This window comes from Streptomyces afghaniensis, assembly GCF_044327915.1.
Lineage (GTDB): Bacteria > Actinomycetota > Actinomycetes > Streptomycetales > Streptomycetaceae > Streptomyces > Streptomyces afghaniensis.
On record NZ_JBIRGJ010000004.1, the window covers coordinates 701135 to 726929 of the forward strand.

A 25795-nucleotide genomic window follows, 5' to 3' on the forward strand; every position below is an offset into this window, starting at 1 on the left:
CCGGGCCCGGCAGCGTGTCTCAGGGCCCGGCGTCGCCGGGCCCGGCCACCACACGGAACGTCGCCGGGCCCACAGTGATCACCCCGTCGCTCAGCGGCGTGCACCGCACACCGCCCCGCCCGCGCAGAGCGCGGTGGGCGCCGGGGCCGATGGTCACGTCCATCCAGGCGCACGGCCGGGCCGGCCGGTTCACGGCGAACTCGACCGGTCCGGTGCCGCAGTCGAGGGCGATCGTCGATCCGACGCAGGAGTCGATGTCGACGCCTCGGAGCAGGATGTTGCGGCGCGTGTGCCGCAGGTCGGCGCCGGCCGGGAGGTTCTCCGCGGCCATGAGGGTCACCGCCGCGTTCCGGTGGGCCGGCCTGGCGTAGTAGCGGTCGCCGACCAGTCCCAGGCCGCGGCGCACCTCCACGCGGGGAACGCGCTCGTCGGACGGGCCGGGGGAGGGGCCGTCCGACGGCCGTCCGGCCAGCCGGTGCGCGGGCGACACCAGCAGCTGCAGCACCTCCACCTCGGTCATGGCGTCAACCCTATGCCGCGGTCACCACCGCCCGGCGGGCCCACTGGAGGCGTACGGTCACTCGTCCTGTCTCCGCCTGGTCCCACTGTCCTCCAGAGAGCCCCGGCCGTCCGCCGATTCCCCCGCGGTGAGGTGCTCCAGGACCTCGCCCAGTTCCTGGCACGCGCGCTCCACCGAACGCCGGGTGTGGATCTGCTCGGTGATCACGGCCGAGAGGATCAGGGCCGTCAGGGCCATCGCCCCGTTGAACGCCTGGAGCTTCATCATCACCTCCACCCTGGTCAGCCGTTCGAACGGACCGGCCCGGTCGGTCGCCGCCACCGTGGTCATGACCGACGCGAAGAGGGCGCACAGCATGCTGCCGGCCAGCTGGAAGCGCAGAGCCGCCCAGATCAGCAGGGGATAGACGAGGAAGAGCAGACTGACCGGGCTGTGCGCGGTCAGCGGAACGACACAGCAGACGATCAGCGCCAGGCCCGAGGCCTCCTTCCAGCGCGACAGACGCAGCGGCGGGCGGACACGGGACAGCAGGAGCAGCACCGGGGTGACGATCAGGACGCCCATCGCGTCACCCACCCACCAGGCCAGCCACACGGCCCAGAAGCCCGGCCATTCGAGCCTGCCCGAGGCGAGCAGGATGCCCGCACCGGTGGTCGAGCTGATCAGCATGGCGCTGAACGCCCCCAGGAACACCAGGGCGAGACCGTCCCGCAGACGCGCCAGATCGGTACGGAAACCGGTCCGGCGCAGCAGCAGGTACCCCACGACGGGGGCCACCGTGTTGCCCGCCAGCACGCCGAACGTCCAGGGGCTCAGGGATGTGAGAGACAGGATCACCAAGAAGGCGCCCAGGGCGATCCCCGGCCAGCAGCGCAGTCCGAAGATGAGCAGGCAGGCGACCGAGACGCCGGTGGGGGGCCAGATCGGGGTGACGACCGAGCCCTCGACGACCAGTTCCCGCAGCAGGCCCAACCGCCCCGAGACGTAGTAGCAGGCGGCCACGGCCAGCGTCTGCAGAGCGACGACGGCCGGCCTGCGCAGATCCCGGCTACTCACCACAGCAGCCATGAGACACCGAGGCCGCCGCGACGGCGCGGTGAGAGCGGGGCCCTGCGGCCCTATGGCTGAGCCTCCGGCCCGTCGAGGCCGACCACCAGCACGGCGGCGTCGTCGTCGTGCCCGACCCGCTCCGCGCCCTTGATCAGCGCCGCCGCGAGCGCGTCCACGTCCATGCCCGCCACCGCCGCGATGCCCGCGAGCCGCATCACCTGGTCGAGGCCCTCCTCCAGCCGCAGGCAGGGCCCCTCCACGACACCGTCCGTGAGCAGCACGAACATGCCACCCGTGGTCAGCTCGTACCGGGTCACCGGATACGACACCCCCGCCAGGATCCCCAACGGCGGCCCGCCCTCGTCCTCGGCGACGCCGGACTTCCCGTCGGGCGTGGCCCAGACGCAGGGCAGGTGCCCGGCCCGCGCGCTCTCCAGTACGCCGGCACACGGGTCGAGCCGCATGAACGTGCAGGTGGCGAACAGATCGGAGCCCAGGGACAGCAGCAGCTCGTTGGTCCGGGCCAGGACCTCGCCCGGCTCGCTGGTGACGGAGGCCAGGGCCCGCAGCCCGGCCCGCACCTGCCCCATGAAGGCGGCGGCCTCGATGTTGTGGCCCTGGACGTCACCGATGGACAGACCGATACGGCCGTCGCCCAGTGTGAAGGCGTCGTACCAGTCGCCGCCCACGTTGAGCCCCTGGTACGCGGGCGCGTACCGCACGGCGAGATGCAGCCTGCGGGCCACGGGCAGGTCGCGCGGGAGCATGCCGCGCTGAAGCGCGATGGCCAGTTCGACCCGCGACCGCTGCAGCTCGGCCTGCGCACGCGCCTGAGCCGTCAGCGCCCCGAGCCTGGTCAGCAGCTCGTCGCCGTCGTCCGTCGGGCCGGTGCGGGACATCGATCACTCCGGCGAGGATGGCCACGGTCGGTGATCACCCTCGAAGGGAAAATCATCTAATTTGTGTCCATAGGATGATACGTGGCTGGAGTCTCGTCGACGACTCGCGCTCCTCGCCCCCGTCCGACCGCCGCCAGGACGAAGGTGACGCTGATCAGCAACGCCCAGGCGCCGAACTTCTCCACCCCCACCGGCTCCCAGCCGTGCTCCTGGTACGGATAGCGCCAGGCACCGACGAAGGTGGCGAGGTTCTCCGCCACCCACAGGAAGAACCCGATCAGGACGAACGACAGCGCCAGCGGCATCCGCCGGCGCACACCCCGCACCGTGAAACACACCGACGTCCCCGCGGTGACGGCCAGCAGCAGCCCGGCCAGCACCCAGCGGGCGTCGGGCAGCCAGTGATGGCTGAAGAAGTTGATGTATATGGCCGCGGCCACCACCGCCGTGGCCCGCGGCCGGTAGCGCACGAGACGGAGATCGAACAGCTGCCAGGCCCGGCACACGTAGCTGCCCACGGCCGCGTACAGAAACCCGCCGTACAGCGGTACGCCGGCGAACTTCAGCACGCCCGGCTCCGGGTAGCTCCACGAACCGAGCGACACCTTCACCAGCTCGAAGGCGAGACCGATGACGTGACAGACCGTGATGACGGCGACGTCCCGCCCGTTCTCCCAGCCGCGCAGCCAGAACACCAGCGTGAGCAGCACGCCGTAGACCACCAGCAGGTCGTAGCGCGCCACGGGCAGGTCGGGCAGCAGGGCGGACACGGCCACGCCGGACAGCAGCGCGATGGCGAACGCGCACGCCCGGGTCTGCGTCCAGGCGAAGTCGAGCAACTGCCGAACCGGCGCGGCCCAGGGGCCGGCGACACGTGTAGGGATCATGGTGCCCTGTAGGACGGGCCCGTGCGCCTACCGGTTGCAGCGACCCTCCCCGACCGGCACCCGCCCGTCCCGGGCCACGTCATGCCGGGCCTCGGCCACGGCCTTCCGCAACAGCCCCGCAAGACGCTGGTCCGCGTCAGGCGCGGCACACAGAACCCGGAGTGCGTGTTCGAGGTGGCGCCGCCCCGGGCCGCGCCACCACAGCAGATCGGCGACACGGTCCGGCAGCCCGCGGGCACGGACGTGAGCGAGCTTCTCGCTCCGCCGACGGCACGCACGGCCGTGCCGTGCCAGACGCCGGGACCCTGGTCGCAGCACGCGTGCCGCGGTTACGGCCGCGCCGACGAGCAGCGGCGCGTACGCCCGGTCCACCGGACGGGCGTCGGCCAGCTCGGCGGCCAGCGGCCACAGGGCATGTCGCGTGGCGTCACCGACGCTGTCGTTGACCACGCGGGCCAGAGCCGCGAGCGCCGGATGCGTACCGGCCGGGCTGTCGGTGAACCCACGGCCGGCCAGCAGCGCGGCGCTCTCCATCAGGCAGGCGCCGTCGTCCGGGTGCAGATGCGCGAAACGCCCGGGCACCGGAAGGCCGTCGGGCGGGCGTGGCGGATAGGCGGTCATGGGGCCTCCGGGCCGGGATCACAGACCGGTGACGGCGTGCAGAAGGAAGTAGAGCGCGGCGGCGGGAATCCCGGCGCCGAAGAACGTGAGCACCCAGGCCGTGACGATGGAGCGGGCCACTTGCCAGCGTACGTCCGAGGCACGCCGGGTGGCACCGGCACCCAGAATGGCCGCGGTGATCGTCTGCGTGGTGGAGATCGGCGCCTTCACCAGGAACGCGGTGGTGTAGAGGACGGCCGCGGCGGCGGTCTCGGCGGCGAACCCGCGCGGCGGATCCAGGTGCACGATGCGCCGGCCGAGCGTGGTGATGATGCGACGTCCGCCGCTGTAGGTACCGGCGGCCATGGCGGCCGCCACGGCGGCGATCACCCACAACGGAACCGAGAAGTCGTCCTGCCAGCCGGCCGTGACCAGGGCGAGCACGATGACCCCCATGGTCTTCTGCGCGTCCTGCAACCCGTGCCCCAGCCCCATAGCGGCGGCGGAGACGGTCTGTGCCATGCGGAAGCGGCGCATGACCCGGCGAGGCATAGCGCGACGGAACATCCACAGGATGGCCGTGTGCAGCAGATAACCGAGGGCGATACCGACCAGCGGGGAGAGCAGCATCGGCAGGACGACCTTGTCCACGATCCCGGACCAGTGCACGGTGGCGGAGGCGGCGAGCGCGGCACCGACCAGCCCGCCGATCAGAGCGTGCGAGGACGAGGTCGGCAGCCCCCGCCACCAGGTGAACACGTTCCAGCCGATGGCCCCGAGGAGCGCGCACAGGACCAGCAGCAGACCCGATTCGCCCTCGGGCGCGCCGATGATGCCGCTGCCGACGGTCTGGGCGACCTCGGTCCCCAGGAAGGCGCCGAAGAAGTTCATCACCGCGGCCATGGCCAGCGCCACGCGCGGTGTCAGGGCCCTGGTGGAGATCGAGGTGGCGATCGCGTTCGCGGCGTCGTGGAAGCCGTTGGTGAAGTCGAAGGTCAGCCCCACGATGATGATCAGCACCACCAGGGTGAGCTCCATGACCGATCACCTTTCCACGGGCAGGGCACCGGACCGACGCACGCGCCGTCGGCGCACGGATCCATCGTGCCGCGAAACCCCCGGACGGACCCGCCCGGAGCAGCGGTAGTGGGACGGGAAGCTCCGGTGATCCGTTCTACGGTGTCCTGATGCGATCTGTACCGAAATGGGTCCTGCTGCCGTCGGCGTGCGCCCCAGCCGTGTTGATCACCGGCTGGATGGCGGCTGCGGCACTGCAAGGACCCGCCTACGACCCGGCCGCTCAGACCATCAGCGTCCTGGCGGCCCCCGGAGGCTCGGGCTACTGGGTGATGACAGGCGCGTTCATCACCCTCGGCGTCTGCCACCTGTTCACCGCCTGGGGGCTGCGCCCGGCCGCGACCCCGGGCCGGCTGGCCCTGGCGGCCGGGGGAGTGTCCGCCCTCGTGGTGGCCATGGTCCCGGCACCGAGCAGCGGCGGCTCGCTTGTCCACGGCTCGGTCGCCGTCGTCGGCTTCACCGTCCTGGCTGCATGGCCTGTCCTGGCCATCCGGACCGGCGACAGCGTCCCATGGGCCCTGCGGCCCTGGCCGTCCCTCGGAGCCACCGCGGTGATGGCGGTGGGCGCGGCATGGTTCCTGCTCGAGACGCATCTCCACGGAGTCGCCGGTGTCGCCGAACGTGCGGTCACGACCCTCCAGTCGGTCTGGCCGTTCGTGGTAGCGCTCTCGTGCCTGCGCCACTTTGCACACGAGGGCCGTAGAGCGTCGGTAGGGTGACCCACGTGACGGTGGGCAGCGAGGAAACCCGGTTGATCGTCATGCGCGGCAACAGCGCCTCGGACAAGTCGGCCGTCGCGGCCGGTCTGCGCGAGAAGTCCGGCCGTGGCCTGGCCCTGGTCGCCCAGGACAACCTCCGCCGCGTCGTGCCGCGCGAACACGACCTGCCCGGTGCCGCGAACATCGCCCTCATCGACACCGTGGCTCGCTACGCCCTGCACGTGAACGAGACACAACTGCGCGACTGGTACCGGCCGCTCGATCTGCTGCCCGGCGGAGTCGAGACGGTCATCGGCGCCGACAGCTCCCTCGCCGCGACCGTCGACCGCATCATGCACGACACCGGCCTGTGCCGTCAGACGCGGCAGCGCGGTGTCCGCTCGCCGAGTCCGGACCTGCGCAGACACACTTCGTAGACCTCGCGGACGCCGTACGTACGCGCTTGGTACGCGAAAGCTACGCTCCACGCTAGGCTGACGGGCCAGGAGGTGGGCCCATGTCGGAGCTGTTCGACGCGGTCGACGCGCTGGTCGCGTCCCGCTCCCCGCTGCCGCCCCCGGCGGAACGCAAGCGGCTGCGCCAGGCCCACGGCCTGACGCTGGACGAGGTGGCCGCCGCGCTGCAGGTGCGGCGTGCGACGGTCAGCGGCTGGGAGGCCGGCAAGACCGAACCGCGCCCGCCGGAGCGCGACGCATACGCCCGCATGCTGAAGCAGCTCGCCCAGCTCTACCCTGCCACCCACGCCGCGGCGCCCCCGAAGGACACGTCGGTTCCCGAGACGCCTGCCGCCCCTGCTGCACCAGCGCCGCCCGCAGCCGCACCGCCCCGGGCGCGCACAGGATCCGCGGACCCGGCCCCCGAAGCTGCTCCCGGAAACGCCGCACCTCAGCCCGACGGCCCCGCCGGTCCCGCCGCTGTGCCGCGCCCGGCGGCATCGACGACCAGGCCGTCGTCGACGTCGCGCCGCTCCGGCACCAAGAAGGCGGCCCCCGCGAACCCCCCGGCGACCGACGTCGACCCACGGTTCGCGAACGGCCCGCTGCTCGTCATCGACGTCGACGACAGCTCCCAGGTGACCGGGTACGGCATCGGCGGCCTGGTCCTCGACGTGCCCGCCAAGTCGCTTCCCGCGCTGGTGGAGTGGGCGCTTAAAGAGGCTCAGCTCGGGGCGGCGAGGCTGCACGGCTCCGGCAGGGACGCCGACCCCCTGCTCGTGCTCACCGTGAGCGCGTGCGAGCGGTACGGACTCCCGGTGGCGCTGTCGGACGCCGAGCGACTCGCCGGACGCCTCCCGGACGGCCACAAGGTCCTCAAGCAACTCGACCGTGCCGACTGGCAGTTGACCAAGCGCGGGTTCGGGCCGTGGGCGCGGATCTACCGCCCCGCCCAGGGCCGCCGGCGCCAGTGCGTGCAGTTGTGCATCCCGTCGTGGGAGGCGCTCGACGCCCGCACCTGGGGCCACGCCGCACAGCTCGAGCCGGCGGAACTCGCCCGTGTGCTCGGCACTTACGCGGCCCGCGTGATGACACCGTGCGGCTCGACGGCCGTCACCGGCCTGGAACTGATGACCGCTCTCAACCCGCCGACCCGGGCGAGCGAGGCGGACGAGACGGGGAAGCGGCACAGGGAACACCGCCCCGGCTCGCTGGGCGCGCACCCGATGGACTGCGCACCGTGCGAGGCCCCGGACGGGCATCCGCTGCTCGCCGGCCTGCCCCGCTTCCACCAGCGGGGCCCGGACGAGATGCTGTTCGAGGAGGCCTACGACTGGGCGCGTGAGCTCACCGACGCCGAGTGCATGCAGCGGTACCTGGTCGGCATCGACGTCAACCTCGCCTTCGGCGCTGCCGCCAACGGTGCTGTCGTCGGCCTGGCGACGCCGCCCGTGCACGTCACCAACCCCGCCTTCGACCCGGCGCTGCCCGGTTCATGGCTGGTCGACCTCTCCCACGTCGACCTCTCCCGTGTCCTGGTCGGCAAGCAGTGGCGCCGGCTCGAGAGCGCCTTGCTGCCCAGCCCGTTCACGCCGACCGGCGAGCGCCCGGAGGGCCCGGCCTGGTACGCGACTGCGACGGTGGCGTACGCGCTGGAGCTCGGCTACGACGTCGCCCCGGCCGAGGCCTGGGTGCGGGAGGACAAGGGCAGGTTCCTGGACGGCTGGTACAAGCGGCTGCGTAACGCCTACGTCGACACCATGGCGGACCTGGGCGTGGGTGAGAAGCTGGGCACCCGGGAGTTCCTGGAGGCGATGGACGGCTGCAAGCAGCGCGATCCGGAGATGGCGATCGTCCTGGACGCGATCAAGTCCACGGTGAAGGGCGGCATCGGCAAGCTGCGCGAACGGGCGCGCGGCGGCGGCTGGAAGCCCGGACAGCCCTGGCCGGCCCTCTCCCGCCCTACGTGGCGGCCCGACATCCGCGCCACCGTCATCTCCCGGGCCCGGATCAACATGCACCGCAAGATGATCAACCTGGCCGTGGCGACCGGCCGGTATCCGGTGGCGGTCCTGTCGGACTGCGCCGTCTACGCGGCCGACGGCCCCAGCCCGCTCCACGTCCTGCCGTACGACGCCGACGACAAGACGGTGCCCGGCAGCTTCCGGCTCGGAGTGTCACCGGGGATGGTCAAGCACGAGGGCACTCAGACCACCCTGTGGGCCGAAGGGGTGCGGGAGAAGTACGGCCAGGTCCTCAACCTCGCCCGCTACATCAAGACCGGCGAGGTCACGGCCAAGGACGACGGAGAGTAGGGGAGCGAGCCGATGGACACGGTCGGGGACGGTCTCGACGCCGCGCTGCGGAAGGCGTTCACGCGCCCGATCCCCAAGAGCGCGGGCGCGCAGATGCGCTACCTGGTCAGACAGCTCAAGGGGACCAGGCCGGTCGCCGAGTTGCTCGGCATCACCCAGCGCACCGTCGAACGGTATGTGAAGGAACAGATCAAAAGGCCGCGGCCCGACCTCGCGCAGCGCATGGAGCGCGAGGTCAGGAAGCGGTGGCAGCCCCAGATCCGGGCCCGGGCCAAACAAGCCGCGGCCACCACCGGCGGCATCGTGATCGACACCCGCGCCCGGTTCGGCTACACGGCCGCCCCCGGCTCCACCGACGACGCCCGGCTGCGCCATCTCACCGTCGCTCTGCCCCCGCAGTACGCCGCCCGGCTCTTCGAGACGAAGGAAGCCGGCGGCACGGAACAGCAACTGCGCGACATCGCGGCCGAGGCACTGGGCGAGGTGTACTTCCGCGACAACGGCCGCCGCGCCCATGGTCTCGAAGTCGAGTTCACCGACGTGGAGCACCTCGAGTTCGACCTCTGACACAGTGTCCGGCGATGTCGATCGCGAGTTGCCGGTGGGCGCGGGCCATGTCGGTCAGATCGTCGCGCAGCTCGCCCAGCCGATCGCGTTCGCCCGGAGCGGGTTCGCCCAGCGCGCGCGTGATGCGCACGAGAGAAGCCGCGGCATGCAGGCCGGCGAACAGCGGCAGGTGCCCCAAGTCCTCAACGTCGAACGGGCGCACGCTGCGGTATCCGTCGAGGAAGGCGTCGAACCGCGCCCGGTGCACGGGTGCGGGCCGGCCGGTGTGGTCGGTCAGGTCGCGCACGGCGTAGGCGATGTCGGCGGCGTACCAGGAGAGGGCGGCCTCGTCGAAGTCGTAGGCGATCGGCCCGTCCGCTTCCCAGGCCATGTTGTCCAGCTCGAAATCACCGTGCACCACACCCCAGCGGTCCCGGCAACGCGGTAACTCGCGCATCACGTCGGCGAGCCGCGCCGTCGCCTCGACCAACTCGCCGTCATCGGCGAACAGTGCGCCGACAGACGGAAGTTCGCCGAAGGACTCGGGCAGCCCGGCAGCAAACCCTGCGGCTTCGCTATGCAGACGGGCCAGCGCCCGCCCCCACTGCCATGCTTGCGATGCGGTGAGTTCGCCGACGTCGAGGTCCGCGCCGGGCGCCGGTTCGACCACCATGGCGTGCACGGCACCGAGACCGGTCGGCACGGTCACGGTCAGTGCCCCGGACCGGGCGGCGACCGGCCGCACCACCGCCGAGCCGCCGTCGCTGAGCCGCGCCATCAGCTCAGCCACCGCGGCCAGGGACTTCGGTCCGCGGTAGGAGTCGGGCACGAAGCGCAGATAACGCCGTCGGCCGTTCTCCGGGAGCACGAACACATGGGAGGCGCTGGAACGCCACCACTTGGCAGTGCCGGCCGGGTAACCCCACCGGGCGGCGACATCGTCGGCGATCGGGCTGTCCCATGCTTCGGACACGGTCTGCTTGAGTCGATCGATCTCAGTCAAGGGCATCATCGCGAGTCAGCCTCGGCCATGCGGCCGGCCGCCACAAGCCGATTACCGACCGCCCTCCTGTGCCGCCGGAAGGCCCACGCGACGGCCCGAAATGGAACCGTATTGGGTCCGCCGCGGTTCGAGGTGTAACACGACGCTGCTCGCGCGACGCAGATGAAAGCAGAAACGAGCCAGTCCGAGGCTGAATCCCACTGCCTGGCACAACCCCCCTGTAAACCTCTTACGCGCGAGACGGGAATTTCTTGTGAACCACACCGACCCGGTTTCCGGCTACCAGACCTACGACCAGCCCCCGGGGCACGGCCGCCCGGCGCGCGACCAGGCCACGTCGCGGCGGACAGCCCTTGCCATCTGCACGATCGCCGATGTGGCGGCTGGTCTGCTGGGCCTGTGGATCGTGCTCTACCTGCTCGACGCGAACCAGGCGAATCCCTTCGTCGAGTTCGTGCACGGAATGGCGGACTGGCTGTCCGGATGGGCACAGGACATTTTCACGATGGACACAGATGGGTTGCGCGTCGTCCTCAATTACGGCCTTCCGGCGGTCATCTATTTGCTGATCGGCCACGGAATCGCCGCCCGGCTCAATCGGGCCTGAGGGTATTACCCGGGTCGAACGGCAGGGGGGCGGGGCGACAGCCCGCCCCGCGCCGGCATCCGGGCAGCCGTGTCACTCCTCGTCGCGCAGCCGGGCCGCCAAAGAGGTCAGCGGCTCGGTCTCGTCCGTGTGGCCCAGGGCGGTGAGGCGGACGATCGCCGCGTCCAGGCGGGTGAGGGCAGGGGCCGGGCGCTCCAGGTAGATGCCCTCCACGACACCCGCGAGACGGACGCACTCGGCCCACTCCCCGGCCTGATCCTGCTCCGCTCCCGGCTCGCCGAGCAGGGCGAGGGCCTTCTCCAGGGCGGCCAGGGCGTCCTCGTACTCACCGGTGTAGGCGTTGACCCGCCCGTGCTCGTAGGCCAGCGCGGTGTCCAGGGAACGACCGCGGGCCTCGTACCCGGCGGCGCGGGCCTCGTCCGCGACCCGGCCGGCGTCGGCGAGGAAGGCGAGGGCGCCGGCCAGGCCGTCGGGGCCCTGCTGCTGGCCCTGGAGCCGGGCGAGTTCGCGCAGGCAGTTGCTGAGCTGCTCGTAGCGCGGGTCCCGGGCGTGGGCGGCCAGTGCCTGCTCCGCCGCCTCGCGGGCCCGGACGAACTCGCCGGACTCCCCGAGGAGTACGGCGGTCTCAGCGGCGATGATGGCGTGGCTCCCCGGGTCGTCGTCCCAGCCCGCCGACTCGGCCGCGAGGGCGAGGAACTCCGCAGTGGCGGCCTTGAGGTCGTCCCCCGCGTGCAGCGCGCGGGCCCGGGTCAGGCGCAGTTGGGCGACGAGCCGGTCGTCCAGTTCTCCGGCGGCGACGTCCGGTTCGGCCAGCAGGGAGTCGAGCAGGGCGATGCAGTCCTCGACGCGGCCCAGGTCGAGGCTGAGCTGAGCCGCGTTGCTGTACGTGCAGAACGCGTCCGTCCGACTGCCGCGGCGCAGCTCCACCTCCGCGGAGCGCGTCAGATGCCGCAGTGCCTCGTCGGGGCGGCCCAGATGCATGCAGGCCTCGGCCAGATCACCGTGGAGGCGGCTGGTGTCGACCGCCTCTGCCGGCCACTCGGCGGCCAGCCGCAGCCCCTCGGTCAGGTCCGCGTACGCGGCCTGAGCGTCCCGGAGAGCGAGCTGGAGCCGGCCCCGCAGGCCCAGCGTGCGGGGCAGGTGCCACGCGGGGCCGTGCGCCCTCAGCCGGTCGAGGAGGACGTCGATCCCGGTGACCGCGGCGGGCAGGTCGCCGGAGATGGCGTACGTACTGGCCCGCAGCAGCAGGGCGCCGGAGATCTGCCCGGCGACCTCGTGCCGGGTGGCGAACTCGTGCAGCAGGTCCACCTCGGCGAAGGCCGGCGCGACGTGCTCCTCGCTCCTCGACGTCTGCAGCCGCAGGCCGAGCGCGGTCGCCCGCAGCCGCAGCAGGCGGGCCTCCTGGTACGGGGCGAGGCCGGGGGTCTCCTCGTGCAGGCGGACCATGGACGCGTGGGCGGCGGTCAGCGCGGCGGCCTGCGCCTCGGCCGCGTCGTCGCCCCGCGCCGGGATCTCGGCGGAGGCGAGCAGGGCACTGGCGCGGGCGACCGCCGCGTGACCCCGCAGCCCGGCGTCGTCGTACAGGCCCGCGGCCTCCTCGTAGAGGTCGGCGGCGAGGGCGAACTCGTCCTTCTCGCCGGCCCGGCTCGCTTCGTCGGCCAGCAGGTCCGCGCGCAGCTGTACGAGCGGGCCCACGGCCGGGTCGTCGGGGTGGGCGTACCCGCGGGTGGCGACGAGCGTACGCAGCCGCGCCCAGCAGGCGTGTGTGTCCGGGTGCCCCTGCTCCTCCGATGTCCTTGCGTGGAGGATGAGTTCGGGCAGTTCATCAGGGACGCCGGCGGCCGTACGGACGGCGGTCGCGGTGACGGAGGCGGCGACGGGGGCGGCAGCCGGGGCCACGTCGTCGAGGCTGCGGCTGCGCAGGGTCAGTTCCAGCGTGTCCAGGAGCGGGGCACGGTCGAGGCGGGACCGGCGGCGGTCGGTGTGGGCCGTGGTGCCGTTGCGCGCGTCGAAGCGGGCGGCGAGGTCGTCGGCGCGGCCGCGCACCTCGGCGCGCAGCCCGGCCACCGTCCAGGTGCGGCCGGCGTATCCGGCGGTCGGCAGGTCACCGTGGCCGAGGTGCTCGACACGCTGGAGGAGGACCTCCACGCCGGTGAGGAAGCCGAGCAGGTCCAGCGGCGAGTCGACCTCCTCGAACAGGTTCCGGTTCTCGGAGAGCAGTTCCAGGCCGCGGGCCTCGTTGCCGGTCAGCGCGCAGAACTCCAGGTGCCGGCCGACCTCCTGCGCCATCGAGGGGTTGCGGCGGCAGCCGCGGTAGCCCGCGAGGTGCAGTTCGCGGGCCCGGTCGGTACGGCCGGTGCGCAGCAGCGGCAGCAGGGCGTACGACACCGAGCGGGCCGGCTCCTCCTGGCAGGACTCCTTGCCCGCCAGGACGGGCTCCCAGGTGCGCAGCGCCCGCTCGTCGTCGCCCGCCGTCAGGTGGTACAGGGCGCGCTCGCAGGTCTCGCAGGCCTCGCAGTCGCTCAGCCGGGTGCGGGTGCGGGCCGCCCACAGCTCGTAGGCGGGGGTGGTGTCCTCGCCGACGTGGGCGGCGAGCTGGTACGCCTGTCCGTAGTAGGGCTGGAGGCCCAGGCCGGCCTTCTCGTAGCGGTCGCGCATCTCGGTGAGCCACTGGCGCAGGCTGGCCAGGGGTATCTCGGGCAGCTGGCGCAGGGCGTGGGCCACCCACTTGAACCGCCAGAACAGCATGTGGCGCAGGCGCTCGTCGAAGACGTCGGGCTGTTCGTCGAAGAGGGTGAGCAGGCGGGCGAAGACGACGGGCGACTTCCGGGGTTCGGCGCCGTAGGTGTACGCCTCCTGGAGTTCGAGGAGTGCGTGGACGAGCGGGACGGGCTCCGCGAACTGCTCGGCGGCGTCGACGAGTTCCTCGGCCGTGACGGTGCGGGTGCGGCCGTAGGGGCGCCGGTCGTTCTCCTGGAGCGCCTGGTACAGCTCGTCGGTGGTCTGGGGTGCGGTGGGCATCGTCAGCTGTCCTTGCGGAGGGCGTGGGCGAGGAGGTCGAGGAAGGAGCGGTTGATCAGGCTCGATTCGGCGGGCCTGAGCGGGCGCCGGGACAGCATCGCGGCCTGCCCGTAGAGGGCTTCGGCGCTGGTGCGGGCCAGCTCGGGCTCGTCGATGGTGACGGCGGTGCGAACCAGCGGGTTGAGCTGGTTGAGGATGAGCTGGGCACGCGGGGCCTCCTGGCGCAGCGCGCCCAGGATGTCGCCCCACAGGCCGCCCTCCTGCTCACGGGCGAGCTGGGAGCGGGTACGCTCGTGCCGGGCCTCGCGGCTGTCGACGAGGAGAGCGGGTGCGGAGGCGGGCTGGAAGGTGCGCAGCGCGACGTCGCAGTCGAACACGGCGAGGGCGTCCCGGGCCTGGGCGAGGTAGGCCGCGGCGGCGAGTTCCGTCTCCCGGTCCACGGGGTCGAGGTGGGCGGTGAGGGTCGCCGGGTCGAGGTCGGCGACACTCGCTTCGGGCCTGATCTCGGGCAGCCGGTGGACCAGCTCACGGTCGTAGGTGTAGCCGCCGTTGACGACGCCGAGCCCGGCCGCCGAGGCGATCGCGGCGACCTGCCGGAACTCCTCCACGGTCGACGTCACGAGGACGGTGCGGTGGGTGCGCGCGAACTCGTCGAGGGTGCAGTGCCCGTCGGTGGTCTCGAACGGCAGCCAGGGCAGCAGCATCCGCAGGATCTCGTCGTCGTGCACCGCGAGCGACTTCACGGCCAGGTGGTGGGCCTGGAGGAAGCGGCCGAGCAGGTCCGGGTCGCTGGCCGCGGCCCGGGCGATCCACGCGCGCAGCCGCTCGGCGAGGGCGTCACGGACGGCGGCGAGGGTGTCGTCCTCGTACAGGGACTCGCGGGACGCCGTCGGGCGCAGGCTCTCGGCGTCGACGACGCAGCGGACGAAGAACGCCCACTCGGGCAGGATCTCCTCGGCCTGCTCGGACAGCAGCATGCCCTTGACGTGCACGCGGTGTCCGTGGCGGCGCCCGGCCGGCACCGCCTCGGGCAGCACGCACGCGATGCCCTTCAGGCCCACGGCAGGCAGGTCCAGCTCGATGGTGTCCAGCGGCGTGAACCCGAAGACGTCCTCGCCGTACGCGGCCAGCGCGCGGGAACGGCCTCCCGGCGTGGGGTACGTGCGCGCCCAGGGCGCGGGCTCGGGGTTGACGGGCACCCCCGGACCATCCGGACCAGTCCGACCACCCGGGCCGCCTGTGCCGTCGTCGAAGGTGACCGGGTGGCGCAGGAGGGAGCCGAAGTGCCGGGCCAGTGCGTGTACCTGCGCCGGCCGGGTCCACTCGCCCGCGTCGGCGCGCGGCGTCAGGGTGACGGTGGTGCCGGGCCTGGGACGGGCGGAGGCGGGCAGGGCGCGGACGGTGTAGCTGCCGTCGCCGCGTCCCCGCCACTCGACGGCGGGTGCGTCGGGGGTACGGGCGGAGCGGCTCAGGACGTGGATCTCGTCCGCGACCAGGAAGCAGGAGAGCAGGCCGATGCCGAACTGGCCGATGAAGTCCGCGCGTTGCTCGGCGACCTGCTCGGCACGCTTGCTGCTGCGGCCGATCGTGGCGAGGAAGGTGTGCACGTCGGCCTCGGTGAGACCGACGCCGTCGTCCTCGACGCGTACCACCGAACCGTCGGCGTACAGGCGGATGCCGAGGGCGCCGGCGGATGCGGACGGTTCGAGGCTGTGCCGGGCGGTCAGCGCGTCCACCGCGTTCTGCATCAGTTCACGCAGGTAGACGCGAGGGCTGGAGTAGAGGTGGTGGGAGAGGAGGTCGACGAGGCCGCGCAGATCCACCTGGAAGGTGCGGTCGGCGCCGGCCGGGTTCGCGGCGGTGTCGGGCAGAGTCATCGGGCAGTCCGGAGTGGGAGAGATGGCGGGCGGGATCTGGGCCGGCGCGCTCAGGCGCGGCGGTGGTGGCGGGCCGGTGTGCGCTCAGGCGCGGCGGTGGTGGCGGGCGAACTGCTTCTCGGGCTCCGCGAAGTAGGTCCAGGGCCAGCTGGTGTAAGCGCCGTCGAGCGTCTGGAACACGCGCCGGACCGTGTGACGCTCACCGGCCAGCGACAGGGCCATGGCGAACATGTTGAAGTCGTGCTGCCAGCCCGGGCGATACACGTAGGCGGGGTGGAGGATGCTGTGGTCGGCCGCCTCCCGCAACTGCGCCCGGATCTCGTCGGTTTCGAGGTAGTCCCCGCGCTCCGACTCGACCCACTCCTCGATGTACGCCATGGCGATCACACAGCCGAGGCGGTGTCCCTGCGGGGCGCGGGCGACCGCCTCCTGGGCGAACGCCAGGGCCTGGCCCGGCTCGCCGCCCCAGCGGGGCTGCAACTGCGACACCCACTCCAGGTGGGTCTCCAGGTCCAGCGGGTCGCGGCGCAGGGCGGCGTCGAGCCGGGTCTCGTTCACGGCGCGGCCCAGCGACATGCCCCGGCCGGAGGTGAGGAGACGACGCCACGGAGTGACCCACTCCGGCCGCAGCTCGGCGGCCTCCAGCAGCTGCTCCTCGGCGATGTCGAGCCGCTCGTGGAAGACCCGCCACTGCTCCTGCGTGACGTTCACGGCACGCTCGGCGGTGCGCGCCTCCCAGCCCCAGATGATGTGACGCGCCCCGGATATCAGCAGGGCCGTCGCCCGGTGCTCCTTGTCCTCCTCGACGGCCCGGCCGATCCAGTCCTGCACACCGTCGACGTCGGCCAGCTCACCGAGGACCTGGTGGTCGCGGCCGAGGTCGAAGGGTTCCAGGGCCGCCTTGACCGCCGTCCAGTCACCCGCGTCGGCGGCCTCGACCAGCGCGAGCACCCGGGCGTCCCCGAGCGCACGCAGCGTGTACATCCCGTTCTTCTGCCTGCGCGGGACGGGCAGGGCATGCGGATCCGCCACCGATCTCTCCGCACCCCTGCCGAACAGCTTGCCGAACATGCTGCGCCCTCCCCTGATCCCACGTGATCGTCCGGGGCAGCATATGCGGCCTCACTGACACCGCTTCCACAGGGTTTTCACCGGGGTTTCACGGAGCTCGTCCGGGTCCGGACACAGTCCGGCCGGTCGGCGTACGCCGTGTTCGGGCCCACGCCGACCGGCCGGTCGTGTCAGCCGGCGAGATCGGCCTTGCCGAACAGGCCGGCGTAGCCGGAGGGGAGCTGACTGAGGACCTGGTTCAGCTCGCCGCCGCTGACCGCCTCGGCCAGGGTGGTCAGGACGGCGCTGGCGTCCCACTCGGCGGTGCGCGGCCGGGCGCCGATGCGCTCGGCGACCCTGCGGCAGAACTCCTCGATCCCGAAGCTCTCGGCCTGCTGAGGCTTTGCATCCGCGAGTGCCTGACCGAGCGGTCCGGGCAGCTGGGAGGCGAGGTCGTCGACCTCGCCCGGGCTGATCCTCTGGGCCAGCACGCCCAACACCGCCTCGGTGACCCTTGCGGCCTCGTCCTGGCTGCCGTATTCGCCGAGCTCGCGTACGCGGGCGAGGTACTCGTGGTGCTGCATCGTTCGTCACCTCCGCTTGCTGGAGCGTCGGGGGCATCGGTGCGATGCCCTCTTTCCCGGTACCCAGGTATGCGACGTATGCGCCGGTCACCGCGGGCCGTACCGCGCATCAGCTTCGGGCGATGGGGAACGGCGGTGTGCTACCGGCGGTGGAAGGCCGTACGCCTCGGTCGTCCCCGTGCGCGTTCCTCGCCGGCGGAGCCGGCCCCGCGACCTCCACATGAGCCGGGCGCAGCAGGTGGTCGCCCAGGCGATAGCCGGGCCGGAGGACCGCCGAGCAGACCAGGCGGTCCCTGTCGGGGGAGGCGTGGTGCGCCACGGCGTCGTGGCAGGCGGGGTCGAACGGATCGCCCACCTCGCCGAACGACGTGACGCCCAGCGAGCCGAGCTGCTCCTGCAGGCTGTCGGCGATGTCCTGCAGTCCCGGCGTGAGCGGCTCGTGCGCACACGCCCGGTCCACTGAGTCCAGCACGGGCAGCAGCGCCCGGATCACATTGGCCACCGCGATCTCACGTACGGCCAGGCGGTCCCGCCGGACCCGTTTGCGGTAGTTGTCGTACTCGGCCTTCACCCGCTGAAGGTCGGCGGTCCGCTCCTCCACCAGGCGCCGCAGCTCCGCCAGCTCGGTGTACTGCGGCCCGCTCCCGGTCATCGTCAGCCAGCCTCCGGCTTGTCATCGTCGACGATCTCGGCCTCCACCACATCATCCTCGGACGAGCCGCCGGCCGCATCGCCGCCCGCGGTCCCCGCGGCGGCACCCGCGGGCTGCCCGGCCCGCGACGTGTCGTACAGCGCCGTGCCGATCCGCTGCGCGGCCTGCGCCGTCCGGTCGATCGCCTGCCGCGTCCCGCTTCAGCCAATGCAGCACCCTCGCGGAGATCTCCTGCGCGGTGTACCGCCTGCCGTCGATGTCACCTCGGTCCACGTTCGTCACGGCCTGCCGCTCGGGGTCGTGCGTGCGCCTTCCGTGTTGGTGATGACGGTGGGCTCGCCGCCTTCGCGGACCGATACCACCGAGTTCGTCGTACCGAGGTCGATACCGACCGCCCGTGCCATCTGGTTTCTCCCTCCTCGCCCGTCACCGTCTCTCACGTGTCCTGCGGGGGTTTCGCGACCTCACCGGGACGTCCGCTCCCACCGGACGGGACCGGCGCGCAGCGCGGGCTCGGGGCGGGCGGACCCGAGCAGGACGACGTAGCGCCGCGCGGGCCGTACGGGCGGAGCCGGGGCAGGCCCGCGGTGGTACGTCCGCTCGCAGGACTGGTCGTAGGCCGCGCGCAGGGCCGGGTCGCGCAAGGTCTCGTAGGCCTGTCGCACCTCACCGAACCGTGCGGCGGTGGCCGTGTCGACGCGGGTGTCGGGGCGCAGCTCACGCACCCGGGCGCGAAAGGCGGAAGTGATCAGCTCGGCCGACGCCGAGGGCTCCACCCCCAGCACCGCGTACAGGTCCGCTCGCTGCTCCCGCTCCTGCATCCCGGCCACCGCCTCGCCGCTGCGAGCTGCGCCTTCACCCCTGCCTGCTCACAGTCCTGAAATAAAACTTGAGTCCCCTGCTGTCAAGCGTGGGTGCTGTCGCGGCAGCATGTGCACGTGCGACTCAGTCAGGGGCTGAGCGTGTCTTCGACGCAAGCGCGCCCGCCCTCGGCCCCTCACCTACCAGGGCCTCGGGCCCGCTGACGGCGATGTCGTACCCTGAATCATCCAAGGAAGATAATTCTCCGGAAGATGAGTGATGGCTGACCTGAAGCGGCTGTACCGGGAGCTGGTCTCGCTGGAGATCGAGTTGTGGAACGGCATCGAAGGGCGGCTGCGGGCCGAGTACGACCTGCCTCTGACATCGTTCGAGGTGCTGCACCTGCTGCGGCAGCGGCCCGGGCGGCGGATCCAGGACATCGCTGAGGAGTTCTCGATCACGGTGGGTGGCACGAGCAAGGTGGTCGACCGTCTGGAGGCGGCGGGCTTGTGCGAGCGGCGGGCCAATCCGGACGACCGCCGTTCCTCCATCGTCGAGCTGACTTCGGAGGGACGGAAGCTGGTGGACGGGGCGGTCAAGGTCTTCGAGGAGGAGCTCGAACTGCGGATCGGGTCGGTGATTCCCGAGCGGTCCGTACGCGAGCTGACCGCGGTTCTCGGCACGCTGCGGGCGGCCGGACGCGCCCTGGACGCGGAGCGGAAGGCCGCCGGGCAGACCTCGGTGCAGGGCGCGCGGGCGCCGAAGCAGCCCGGTCGGCCGGCATCGTGAGCCACGACGACTCCGGTATGCCCGTGGGCTGATGGCGGGGGCCGGGGGATTGAGTCGACCCGGCCCGGGCCATCAGCCCACAACCACGCAACGGGCGCCATGCAACGGGCGTCGAAGGGGCCGCCCCGGCGCGGCATGTCGTCGGGATCCTCCGAAACCCATGGGTTCAGCGGCCCCAGAAGGCGTCTTCGGCGGCCTGGTCGCCGGAGAAGAGCCACATCTCGGTGATCTTGCCGTTTTCGATACGCAGGACGTCGACGCCGTCCATGCTCATCGACGCCTCGTCGCGGTGGCCGCTGAAGCGGATGGTCGCCGCGACCAGGTCGCCGTTGCCCATGAGCGTGTGGATCTCGTCGATGGCGAAGGTGCCCCGGCTGGCCTCCATCATGCTGCCGAGCATGTGGAAGACGGCGCCCTGGCCCTTGTGGTCGCCGGAGAACTGGTTGGCGCCGGGCTGGTGCCAGACGATGCCAGCGTCGAGGAGCTCGCCGAGAGTGGCCATGTCTCCCGTCCGGACAGCCTGGAAGTAGGTGCGGGCGATGTCGGTGTTCGCGTTGCTCATGGTGGTTGCTCCTGGGTTCTTGTGCTGGCGTGGCGGCTGTCGGGCGAAGTCGAGGCGGTCAGCAAACCATTTATATTCCATGGAAGCAACTTCTGGAGATTATTGTTCCGCGTTGCGCACTCTTCGGCACCGGCAGAAGTGCGTGTTGCTGACGCCCCCCGTCCCATAACCTCGTGCCTGGGTACGTCAGATGCCATGTGGACCGCACTGAGGAGGCGTTGGTGTTCGGAAGGGGCATGCGGTTGCTCGCGGGCGCCATGACAGTGGCCTGCATGGTGCTCGTCGGCCCCAGTGCGCCAAGCGGTGCCCTGTCCGGCAGGTCACTGCCCGTCACAGCCGTCAAAGAGGTCGTACCGAACCGGGTCATGACCTGGAACATCTGCAACCCCTGCAATGTGAGCAACGTCGGCCGCGCGGCGGATATCGCGGCGTATGCGCCCCAGGTCATCGGCTTGCAGGAAGCGTGCGTTCGCGACGTCGAGAGGATCCGGGAGTACCTGGAGAGCCTCCACGGGCTCGTCTACCACGTCGAGTACGGCACGGTTCTGCAGGACTGGAGCCGTTGCGGGGGAGTGCCGTGGAGCCCGGGAGCCTTCGGCCAGGCGGTCCTCTCGGCTGCGCCGATGACCGACCGCGTCAGCGTGGAATACCCCGACGGCGGATCCGAGGACCGTGGGTACATGGCGGTCACCACCACGGTCGACGGCCGGCGCGTCCGGGTCTTCAACACGCACCTCGCCCAGCGGCGTCAGGAGGAAGTCCGGGCGGACCAGGTGGGCGTACTCGCCGCAGAAGTCGCCCGGTACGACCGCGCCGTCGTTCTCGGCGACTTCAACGCGGTGCCGGATGCTCCCGAACTCGCCCCGATGTGGAAGCTGGCCGCGGATTCCGACCCCGGGTGCCGCCCCTCGCCCGCCGGCGCCTGCGAGCCGACCACCGACTGGCAGAGCAAGTTCGACTACGTCTTCCCGCGAGGCATGGTCCCGCTCGAGCACGGCGTGCGACCCACCTCGTTCTCGGACCACCATCTGGTGCACGCCGACCTGGGCCCGGCCTAGGGTCTGTCTGTCCGGCGGATCCGCGTGCGACGGCCCCGTCAGCCTTCCCGCATGCGTGCGGTCTGCTCGCTGCCGACATCGGTGATGCGCCGCAGATACCGCTCGATCACGGCGAGTTCGGCGTCGGTGAAGTCGTCCAGAGCGCGGTCGAAGGCCCTGCCGGGCGTGTCCCAAGTGGCCTCGAGGTCTGAAGTGCGCGCGGTGGTGAGGCGGACGAGCGTCTTGCGCCGGTCGTGTGGGTCGGGTCGGCGTTCCACGAAGCCGGCCTTCTCCAGCCGGTCCACCAGACGGGTGGCTGCCCCGGAGGTCAGCCCGGTCAGTTTCGCGATCTCGCCGGTGGTGTGCGGGCCGGGCTCCAGGCCGAGCAGGCTCACGCACTGCAGGTCGGTGGGATGCAGGCCGAGCCGTTCGGCCATGGCCTGGTTGAACAGCGTGTAGGCGGCGTGATGGCGCCGGGCCGCCGCGGTGACCGCCGCGACCGCCGACGCGCGGGTGGACCGGTCTGACATGACGTCACCCTCTGGATTCTTACTCGTCAATATCTGTGTTGCGCAGATACCGCGCGATGCAGCATCTTTCTACCATGACCACAGAGACAGAACCCATGACCGTGCACAACCCCGAGAATCTGCGCGCCCTCTACGAGCGTTGGAGCCGGATGTGGCGCGGTGATCTCCGTCAGGCCGAGGACATCCTCGCTCCCGGCTTCCTCGTCCACCAGGCGCGCCCCGACGGCAGTGACTCCGAGGCGGTCACCGGTCCGGCGCGGCTGGTGCCCGAGATCGAGCAGACCATGGCCGCCTTCGGTGACATCACCATCACCGTCGACCTCGGACCGATCGTCGACGGTGACCTGATCGCCGCGCGCTGGACCATGCGCGCCACCTACACCGGCGGCATCCCGCAGGCCACCGCCCCCGTCGGCACGAAGATCTCCTTCAGCGGACACGACATCCTGCGTGTCGCCGACGGCAGGTTCGTCGAGTACTGGACGTGTACCGACATCCTCGACGGCCTGGCCCAGCTCGGGGCCGTCTCCGGCCCCAACGGACCTGCTCAGAACTGATCGGGCAACATCGCGGGATTGGCGCTACGCGGCGGAGACGGCTGCGCTCCCACCTGCCACAGCATTCCCTCACTGTCCGTGTTCACCGTGCGATTCGCTGGTGTGGGCGAAGCGGCCCCCGGTGTTATTCAATGAGGTGTGCGGTCAGGGATCTCCGGGCCCCGCCGCACGGGTCCGAGTACTGCCCCGGTGCCGTCCCGGGGATTGCTGAGAGAGCCGCATGGACTCCACACCCTCCCCTTCGTCCTCCTCGGCGTACGACCTGGTCAGCAGAGCCTTGGGGCGCTACATCCCGCGCGGGGGAGCGGCGGCGGCCGCCAGTCCCGCCGACACGGAGGGCGAGCGCACCACGCGTCGGCGTGTACCCGACACCCCGGCAGCCGGCCGTCAGGATCAGATCCTCGGTGCGGTCGGCCTGGACAGGGATCTGGTCATCACCCGCTGCAACCTGGACGCCCCCGTGTTCGAGGGTCTGGACGCCGTGGTCGGGAGGCCGTTCGTCGATCTCCTGCCCTCCGGGGACGTACCGACGGTCACACGGCGGCTGCGGCAGGTCGTGGAGACCGGTGAGGCGCACGTCGCCCGAATCCAGCGACTGCGACGCGGCGACGGGTCGGAGCTGGTGGTCTCGATGAGCATCCTGCCCGCCGCGGCACCCGAGGAGGGCCTGACCGTCTCCCTGATCGCCATGGCGCGGAGGCTGCACCTTTACGCCGCCGAGACCGCGATCGGTACCTCGCTGGACATCGGAGAGACCGCGCAGTCGCTGGCGGAGTCGCTGCTGGCTTGGGGAGACGTGGCCGCCGTCGACCTCGACTTCGCCGTATGGACGGGTGAGTTCACGGGGCGGGCGAAGGGGCCCATCCGACTGCGCCGGGCGGCTCTGGTGCCGGACCGGGCGTGGCCCGAGGGCTACGTGACTCCGGGTGACGATCTTCCGGGCGACGCGAGTCGCCTGCTGGCGCAGGCGGTACTGCGGGACGATGCTCCGCAGACCATCGTCATACCCGACCGGGAGGCGGTCGAACGGGTATTCGCCAGTCCGCGAGTGGTGCGTGCCCTGGTGCCCGGCGACCGGGCGGCGGCCGTGGCATGCATACCACTGATCCTGGACGGCGCGCCGCCCGTCGTCCTGGGCGTGGCGGAGGTCTGGCGGCGGGCGGACTGCCCCTTCCGCGACAGCGAGCTGTTCGACCTGCAGGAACTGGTGGCCAGGACAGCCCATCACGTCGACCTGGCCCGTCGGCACCAGCGCGAGCACACGCAGGTGCTGGCGTTGCAGCGCCGGCTGCTGCCCCGGAGCGGCGGCGACACCATCCAGATCGCCAGCGTCTACCAGCCCGCCACCCCCGACAGCGCGGGCGTCGGCGGCGACTGGGTGAACAGCTTTCCGCTGCCTGACGGCCGCACAGCGCTGGTGGTCGGTGACGTCGTCGGCCACGGCCTGGGAGCCGCGGCAACCATGGGCCAGCTGAGCATGGAGGCCCGCGCGCTGCTGTCCGCGGGGCTCGCGCCCGACGAGGTACTGGAGCACCTGGACGAGACCGTGACGCTGCTGGACGACGCGGAGTCCGGGCTGGCGGCCGGCTACAGCGCCCTGGGTTCGACGTGCTGCATCGCCCTCTACGACCCGGTCAGCCACCACGTGACGCTGTCCAGCGCCGGCCACGTCCCCCCGGTCCTGGTCTCTCCGGACGGGCAGGCGAGCCCGCTCCCGGTCCACCCTCACCCCGGTCTGGGCGCCGAGTTCGCGTTGCGGGAGCCGTTCGACGTGTACACGTTCGACACGCCTCCGGGCTCCCTGCTCGCCCTCTACACCGACGGTCTGGTGGAGGATCCGGCCATGTCGATCGACGAGGGCATCGGCAGGCTGGCGGACGCCGTGTCCACGGTGCACCCCTGGGACGCCCTGCAGAAGGCCGCACGGCACGTCGTCTCCGAGCTGGTGCCCGCGCGCCAGCGCGACGACGTGACCCTGCTGCTCGCTCGGATGATCGGCTACCGCAAGGGCGACACCGCGACCTGGCGGCTGCCCGCCCGCTACGACGCCCCCGCCCGTGCCCGCGCGCAGGTCTCCGCGCTGCTGAGGCAATGGCGCACCAGGGACGACACCCGGGACAGCGCGGTGCTGCTGGTCAGCGAGCTGGTCACGAACGCGGTGCGCTTCGCCACCGGTCCCCTCACGATACGGCTGATCAGGACCGGTCACGGCCTGGTGTGCGAGGTGGGTGACTCCGGCAACGGGAGGCCACGCCTGAGGCGGGGGGCCCCGCTCGACGACGGCGGTCGTGGCCTGGGCATCGTGCACAGGCTCACCACCCGGTGGGGGGTGCGGTGGACGGACACCGGGAAGGTGGTCTGGGCGGAGGTCGCTACAGCCACTCCCCTTCCAGGGCGGTGGCGGTGAGACCCGGTGCCGCCGCGTACAGCACGGCGCGATCGCCGGGCTTCAGCCGCCCGGCGTCATGCGCCCGCCGCAGGATGTCGAACACGGCGGCGCCTCCGCGGTTGCCGCTGGTGTAGCTGTCCCGGCTGTAGTCCAGCAGCCCGGACGGCCAGGCGTCGGGCATCGTCTGCTCCATGTACTCCAGCACCCGGGTTCCGCCGGGGTGCGCGAGCAGGACGTCGGGGTGCCATGAGCCGGGCTCGTCCTGGTAGCGGACGCGCAGCCAGTCCCACATCGCGGTGACCGTCTCCTGCACGGCGCGCGGTCCGCGCCGGTCCATCACGAAGTGGGTGCCGTCCGCCCGTGTCTCCAAGCGGTGCAGGTCCTGGGTACCGGGCAGCGTGTGGTGCCAGGAGGCGTCCAGCCGCAGCACCGACTCGCGCCTCGGGCGGCCCGTGACCACAGCGGCGACCGCGGTGTCCGCGAACAGCAACCGGACGATCAGCGACTCAAGGGTGTCGTCCGCGGGCTGGTAGGTCGTGCTCAGCGCCTCCGCGATGACGATCAGGACCACCCGGTCGGGGTCCGCGGCCACGAGTTGTGCAGCCAGCGCCAGGGAACGGGTGCCCGCGATACAGGCCCACTGCGTCGCCGGCAGCATCATCACGTCGCTGCGGAGCTGAAGCCTGTTGGCCAGGGCGATGTCCAGGCCCGGCAGCGCCGGGGTGGTGGAGTGGCTGGTGATCACGCAATCGATGTCCCTGACGTCCAGCCCGGCGCTCTGCAGGGCCCCGCGCGCCGCATGCTCCCCGTAGGACTGCACGGCCTCCCAGGCCGGAGCGGTGCGCTCCTGGACGGTCTGCGGCGCGGGTATGGTCTCGAGGGCGGCGATCACGCGCTCCACGTCCTGCTGGGTAAACCCTTCGCGTGCCAGCGCCTGTTGGGCCGGCTCGATGCCGACAGCCCGCAGGCCGCTGCCGTTGCCGGGCGCGACGGCGGTCTCCAGCGGTAGCATCCACCCGCGGGTCTCGATGCCCGTACTGGCAGCGATGCCGTCGATCCGCGGCGCCCACGCAGCATGCGGGTGCCGATCACTCACCTCTGCCACGATCTGGCTGGTCGTTACGGCGTGCTTGCCGTGTATCACGGTAGGAGGGCAGAGGTAAGCGGCCATATCGGGGCACCTTCCAAGGGGGACAGGGGGTGACAGGAAAACGTCGCTGGTGCTGTGTCTTGGGTCACTTTGGAACTTCGCGCCCAGAGGGTGTCGATGAGCTCCACTTCGGGCGTCG

25 protein-coding genes and 1 pseudogene are annotated in these 25795 nt (G+C 71.6%); 9 read left to right on the top strand and 17 right to left on the bottom strand.

Going from position 1 to position 25795, the window contains the following annotated elements:
* Nucleotides 1-19 precede the first annotated feature (19 nt).
* Genes ACH4G3_RS17665 through ACH4G3_RS17690 form a run of 6 tightly spaced genes read right to left on the bottom strand, consistent with a single transcriptional unit; the run spans nucleotide 20 to nucleotide 4994 of the window.
* Nucleotides 20-520: a molybdenum cofactor biosysynthesis protein gene (locus ACH4G3_RS17665; protein WP_397625324.1), complete on the bottom strand. Its 501-nt coding sequence runs from the start codon at nucleotides 518-520 to the stop codon at nucleotides 20-22.
* A gap of 57 nt (nucleotides 521-577) precedes the next feature.
* Nucleotides 578-1588, bottom strand: a complete 1011-nt coding sequence (locus ACH4G3_RS17670; protein WP_397625325.1) for an MASE1 domain-containing protein — start codon at nucleotides 1586-1588, stop codon at nucleotides 578-580.
* A gap of 50 nt (nucleotides 1589-1638) precedes the next feature.
* Nucleotides 1639-2469 carry a PP2C family protein-serine/threonine phosphatase gene (locus ACH4G3_RS17675; protein ID WP_397625326.1) on the bottom strand — a complete coding sequence of 277 codons (831 nt, stop codon included), beginning with the start codon at nucleotides 2467-2469 and terminating at the stop codon, nucleotides 1639-1641.
* 56 nt (nucleotides 2470-2525) lie between these two features.
* Entirely contained in the window at nucleotides 2526-3356 is an 831-nt protein-coding gene (locus ACH4G3_RS17680; protein WP_397625327.1) for a DUF817 domain-containing protein, read from the bottom strand.
* A 27-nt stretch (nucleotides 3357-3383) separates the two neighbouring features.
* Nucleotides 3384-3977, bottom strand: a complete 594-nt coding sequence (locus ACH4G3_RS17685) for a hypothetical protein (RefSeq protein WP_397625328.1) — start codon at nucleotides 3975-3977, stop codon at nucleotides 3384-3386.
* 18 nt (nucleotides 3978-3995) lie between these two features.
* Nucleotides 3996-4994: an inorganic phosphate transporter gene (locus tag ACH4G3_RS17690; protein WP_397625329.1), complete on the bottom strand. Its 999-nt coding sequence runs from the start codon at nucleotides 4992-4994 to the stop codon at nucleotides 3996-3998.
* 149 nt (nucleotides 4995-5143) lie between these two features.
* Between ACH4G3_RS17690 and ACH4G3_RS17695 the strand changes: the two genes are divergently transcribed.
* From ACH4G3_RS17695 to tpg, 4 genes are all read left to right on the top strand, one after another.
* The gene (locus ACH4G3_RS17695) at nucleotides 5144-5752 is read left to right on the top strand and encodes a DUF998 domain-containing protein (RefSeq protein WP_397625330.1); all 609 of its coding nucleotides are present in this window, start codon (nucleotides 5144-5146) and stop codon (nucleotides 5750-5752) included.
* A complete protein-coding gene (locus ACH4G3_RS17700) occupies nucleotides 5749-6168 on the top strand; it encodes a P-loop NTPase family protein (RefSeq protein ID WP_397625331.1) in 420 nt (139 codons plus the stop codon). Before ACH4G3_RS17695 ends, ACH4G3_RS17700 begins: the two co-directional genes overlap by 4 nt.
* An 80-nt stretch (nucleotides 6169-6248) precedes the next feature.
* Entirely contained in the window at nucleotides 6249-8501 is a 2253-nt protein-coding gene (gene tap, locus ACH4G3_RS17705) for a telomere-associated protein Tap (RefSeq protein ID WP_397625332.1), read from the top strand.
* 12 nt (nucleotides 8502-8513) lie between these two features.
* Nucleotides 8514-9068, top strand: a complete 555-nt coding sequence (tpg, locus tag ACH4G3_RS17710) for a telomere-protecting terminal protein Tpg (RefSeq protein ID WP_397625333.1) — start codon at nucleotides 8514-8516, stop codon at nucleotides 9066-9068.
* On the opposite strand, the gene ACH4G3_RS17715 is transcribed toward tpg, so the two are convergent.
* The gene (locus ACH4G3_RS17715; protein WP_397625334.1) at nucleotides 9034-10059 is read right to left on the bottom strand and encodes a phosphotransferase enzyme family protein; all 1026 of its coding nucleotides are present in this window, start codon (nucleotides 10057-10059) and stop codon (nucleotides 9034-9036) included. The genes tpg and ACH4G3_RS17715 overlap by 35 nt on opposite strands.
* A 244-nt stretch (nucleotides 10060-10303) precedes the next feature.
* Here ACH4G3_RS17715 and ACH4G3_RS17720 point away from each other — a divergent pair, with 244 nt between their 5' ends.
* Entirely contained in the window at nucleotides 10304-10657 is a 354-nt protein-coding gene (locus ACH4G3_RS17720; protein WP_397625335.1) for a hypothetical protein, read from the top strand.
* A 72-nt stretch (nucleotides 10658-10729) separates the two neighbouring features.
* Here the strand turns inward: ACH4G3_RS17720 and ACH4G3_RS17725 are convergent, their stop codons facing one another.
* The 7 genes and pseudogenes from ACH4G3_RS17725 to ACH4G3_RS17755 all read right to left on the bottom strand — a co-directional run bounded on the left by ACH4G3_RS17725 (nucleotide 10730) and on the right by ACH4G3_RS17755 (nucleotide 18662).
* Nucleotides 10730-13678, bottom strand: coding sequence for a hypothetical protein (locus tag ACH4G3_RS17725; RefSeq protein ID WP_397625336.1), 2949 nt, complete (start codon nucleotides 13676-13678; stop codon nucleotides 10730-10732).
* A gap of 2 nt (nucleotides 13679-13680) precedes the next feature.
* Complete coding sequence (locus ACH4G3_RS17730) at nucleotides 13681-15555, bottom strand: HSP90 family protein (RefSeq protein WP_397625337.1); 1875 nt, start codon at nucleotides 15553-15555, stop codon at nucleotides 13681-13683.
* An 84-nt stretch (nucleotides 15556-15639) separates the two neighbouring features.
* Nucleotides 15640-16626, bottom strand: a complete 987-nt coding sequence (locus ACH4G3_RS17735; protein ID WP_397625338.1) for a hypothetical protein — start codon at nucleotides 16624-16626, stop codon at nucleotides 15640-15642.
* A gap of 170 nt (nucleotides 16627-16796) precedes the next feature.
* Nucleotides 16797-17189 (bottom strand): DUF2267 domain-containing protein, encoded by a 393-nt coding sequence (locus ACH4G3_RS17740; protein WP_397625339.1) that lies wholly within the window; start codon nucleotides 17187-17189, stop codon nucleotides 16797-16799.
* 109 nt (nucleotides 17190-17298) lie between these two features.
* Nucleotides 17299-17841, bottom strand: a complete 543-nt coding sequence (grpE, locus tag ACH4G3_RS17745; RefSeq protein ID WP_397625340.1) for a nucleotide exchange factor GrpE — start codon at nucleotides 17839-17841, stop codon at nucleotides 17299-17301.
* Nucleotides 17842-18030: 189 nt separating this feature from the next.
* A pseudogene (locus ACH4G3_RS17750) lies at nucleotides 18031-18245 on the bottom strand (Hsp70 family protein); the annotation flags it as partial.
* A gap of 60 nt (nucleotides 18246-18305) precedes the next feature.
* Nucleotides 18306-18662, bottom strand: coding sequence for a J domain-containing protein (locus tag ACH4G3_RS17755; protein WP_397625513.1), 357 nt, complete (start codon nucleotides 18660-18662; stop codon nucleotides 18306-18308).
* 259 nt (nucleotides 18663-18921) lie between these two features.
* Between ACH4G3_RS17755 and ACH4G3_RS17760 the strand changes: the two genes are divergently transcribed.
* On the top strand, nucleotides 18922-19431 hold the full coding sequence (locus ACH4G3_RS17760; protein WP_397625341.1) for a MarR family winged helix-turn-helix transcriptional regulator: 510 nt from the start codon (nucleotides 18922-18924) through the stop codon (nucleotides 19429-19431).
* A gap of 166 nt (nucleotides 19432-19597) precedes the next feature.
* Here ACH4G3_RS17760 and ACH4G3_RS17765 read toward each other — a convergent pair whose 3' ends face one another.
* Nucleotides 19598-19993, bottom strand: a complete 396-nt coding sequence (locus ACH4G3_RS17765) for a nuclear transport factor 2 family protein (protein ID WP_397625342.1) — start codon at nucleotides 19991-19993, stop codon at nucleotides 19598-19600.
* A gap of 236 nt (nucleotides 19994-20229) precedes the next feature.
* Here ACH4G3_RS17765 and ACH4G3_RS17770 point away from each other — a divergent pair, with 236 nt between their 5' ends.
* Nucleotides 20230-21051, top strand: a complete 822-nt coding sequence (locus ACH4G3_RS17770; protein ID WP_397625514.1) for an endonuclease/exonuclease/phosphatase family protein — start codon at nucleotides 20230-20232, stop codon at nucleotides 21049-21051.
* A 38-nt stretch (nucleotides 21052-21089) separates the two neighbouring features.
* Here the strand turns inward: ACH4G3_RS17770 and ACH4G3_RS17775 are convergent, their stop codons facing one another.
* On the bottom strand, nucleotides 21090-21560 hold the full coding sequence (locus ACH4G3_RS17775) for a MarR family winged helix-turn-helix transcriptional regulator (protein WP_397625343.1): 471 nt from the start codon (nucleotides 21558-21560) through the stop codon (nucleotides 21090-21092).
* A 74-nt stretch (nucleotides 21561-21634) separates the two neighbouring features.
* Here ACH4G3_RS17775 and ACH4G3_RS17780 point away from each other — a divergent pair, with 74 nt between their 5' ends.
* On the top strand, nucleotides 21635-22117 hold the full coding sequence (locus ACH4G3_RS17780) for an ester cyclase (RefSeq protein ID WP_397625344.1): 483 nt from the start codon (nucleotides 21635-21637) through the stop codon (nucleotides 22115-22117).
* 220 nt (nucleotides 22118-22337) lie between these two features.
* The gene (locus ACH4G3_RS17785; RefSeq protein WP_397625345.1) at nucleotides 22338-24524 is read left to right on the top strand and encodes an ATP-binding SpoIIE family protein phosphatase; all 2187 of its coding nucleotides are present in this window, start codon (nucleotides 22338-22340) and stop codon (nucleotides 24522-24524) included.
* Here the strand turns inward: ACH4G3_RS17785 and ACH4G3_RS17790 are convergent.
* Entirely contained in the window at nucleotides 24490-25677 is a 1188-nt protein-coding gene (locus ACH4G3_RS17790) for a beta-ketoacyl-[acyl-carrier-protein] synthase family protein (RefSeq protein WP_397625346.1), read from the bottom strand. The two genes, ACH4G3_RS17785 and ACH4G3_RS17790, sit on opposite strands and share 35 nt — an antisense overlap.
* Nucleotides 25678-25795: the final 118 nt, after the last annotated feature.